This is a genomic window from Microcystis sp. M53603_WE2 (assembly GCF_030065435.1).
This window is the reverse complement of record NZ_JASJFF010000407.1, coordinates 1-1,757: the sequence shown is the minus strand read 5'-3', so window position 1 is coordinate 1,757 and position 1,757 is coordinate 1. Positions and strand designations below refer to the sequence as shown.

The 1,757-nt window shown below is 43.1% G+C and carries 2 protein-coding genes; both read right to left on the bottom strand.

All coding sequences use genetic code 11. The features are described from left to right. The coding region (locus PX481_RS08535; RefSeq protein ID WP_288094372.1) for a Uma2 family endonuclease at positions 1 to 372 on the bottom strand (372 nt) is incomplete at its 3' end. Between the two features lie 412 nt (positions 373 to 784). After that, positions 785 to 1,756: an RpnC/YadD family protein gene (locus PX481_RS08530; protein ID WP_288094370.1), complete on the bottom strand. Its 972-nt coding sequence runs from the start codon at positions 1,754 to 1,756 to the stop codon at positions 785 to 787. Position 1,757: the final 1 nt, after the last annotated feature.

Genomic DNA, 1,757 nt, shown 5'->3' with positions numbered 1-1,757 from the left:
GGGACAGATGGGGGCAAAAGAGGCTTTTTGTTTTTCTGTTAAAGCATTCCAGCGTTCTAATTTAATCCAAGCAGCATCGGGTGAACGAGTCGCACCATTGGGCAGCGTAAAACCCGCACTAGAATCAAACCCAAGCCCCGTCCCATCTAGTTCTGACCAACTCCCCAGTTGCACAGCTATATTAAGATTGCGATTACCCGTATCTGAAAAAGCAGGGGGCATAACGATCACTTCTCCACTAGCACTGCGTTCAATGCGTAAATCTCGATTGGCTAAACAAAATTCATAAAATTGCTCCTCCGTCATCGGCATAATCCAAGGAAGATCAATCATCAAAGGAGCCGAGGTCGCTTGTACAAGTAGTGTCGTCATATTTTCGCCCTACTCAAGAATTACACGAATTAACAACTGAATGCCCTTCAATCTTAACTTAGCTCTTGTCAACGGCATTATTGACTACTAAAAGATAGAAGGCGATCGCTCTTAACCTTGCTAAAGAAGCCTGACGGAGCGGAATGTAAATATTTATAAAAATGTAGCTTAAAATACAGTTTGTTTGGGGAGTGTGTGCTGTTTTGTCGTCCGTCTTTTCAGAAAAAGAAACCGCAAAAGTCTCCTAATACCATCAATAAAATCCGACAATTCCCCTTCATTAATTGGAGGGGTTTTTATCAGTTGTCATACTAAATCCGTTGAGTAACGCACAGAAAACGGGTTTCTCCGAGAAACCCGTTTTCTATTAATGCTTGGGGATAGTTTTTCCTAGCTTAGGGGTATTGAAAGTTTAATTTTCCCTGAATCTTTCTAACAGTTCTGAGCGAGATAAATTAGCCAGAGAAAGAAGTAACCTGGTGCGTTCCGAGATAGGAAGTTGGGCAATCTGTTCCACCAGACCAGATAATTCTGCATCTAGGCTGCCAAAGCGTCCTTCCAGAAGACTGGTTATCAGGGAATACCGTTCTTCTAAACTACCTCGTTGTATCCCTTCTTGTATCCCTTCTTGTATCCCTTCTTGTATCCCTTCTTGTATCCCTTCTTGTTTCCACTCTTCTCGTTGTTTTAGATAAGCTGGTGATAGGTTCATAATGTCCTCCTGTTCTTCGGCACTTAAATTATCTCTTAATTCCAAACTCTTGCGCCAGTTGGCCAGAATTTCCAGTAAATTCTCTTGGAAAGGATTACCTTCAGGCAATTGCACTAATTCTTCTACTGCTCGTTTCTGTGTCCCTCCTTTCCCTAGCACCCTCAACCATAAAGTCTCCTCATTGACTGGTAATTGATGGATGGCGACGATTCCTGTTTTGAACAGGCTAGGGGAAAAATAAACTCCTTTTCCCCACTCCTCTTTCATCCCCTCTTCCGGTAGGAATGAAGGGGAGATTCCCACGACTTCTTCAATCATTCTCGCCGAAAAAGTAGGCGTTAAAATCCAGAGAACTGGTAGTTCAGCTTCTGTTAGAGTTTTGTTTGTCCTTTTCGCCTTCCTCAAGACCTCGCCATGAACCGCATATAACTTTGAGATGCAACTGCGAATCTCTACCTCGGAGGGTGGGTTACGGAAAGGTTCAAATAAGCAGCAAGTCGCCGCCATTTTACCGAGTATGCCCAAGGGTAATTCAGTCCTTGATGCTGAACTGGCTGGTTCAAACCAGACATCGATTTCTTGGACTTCACTCTTGACTTTCTTGCTCTTTTTAATCGTTCCCAGAGACGCTAAGAGTTCTTCTAAATATTCCTTGGCAAATTGGTCGTGAATT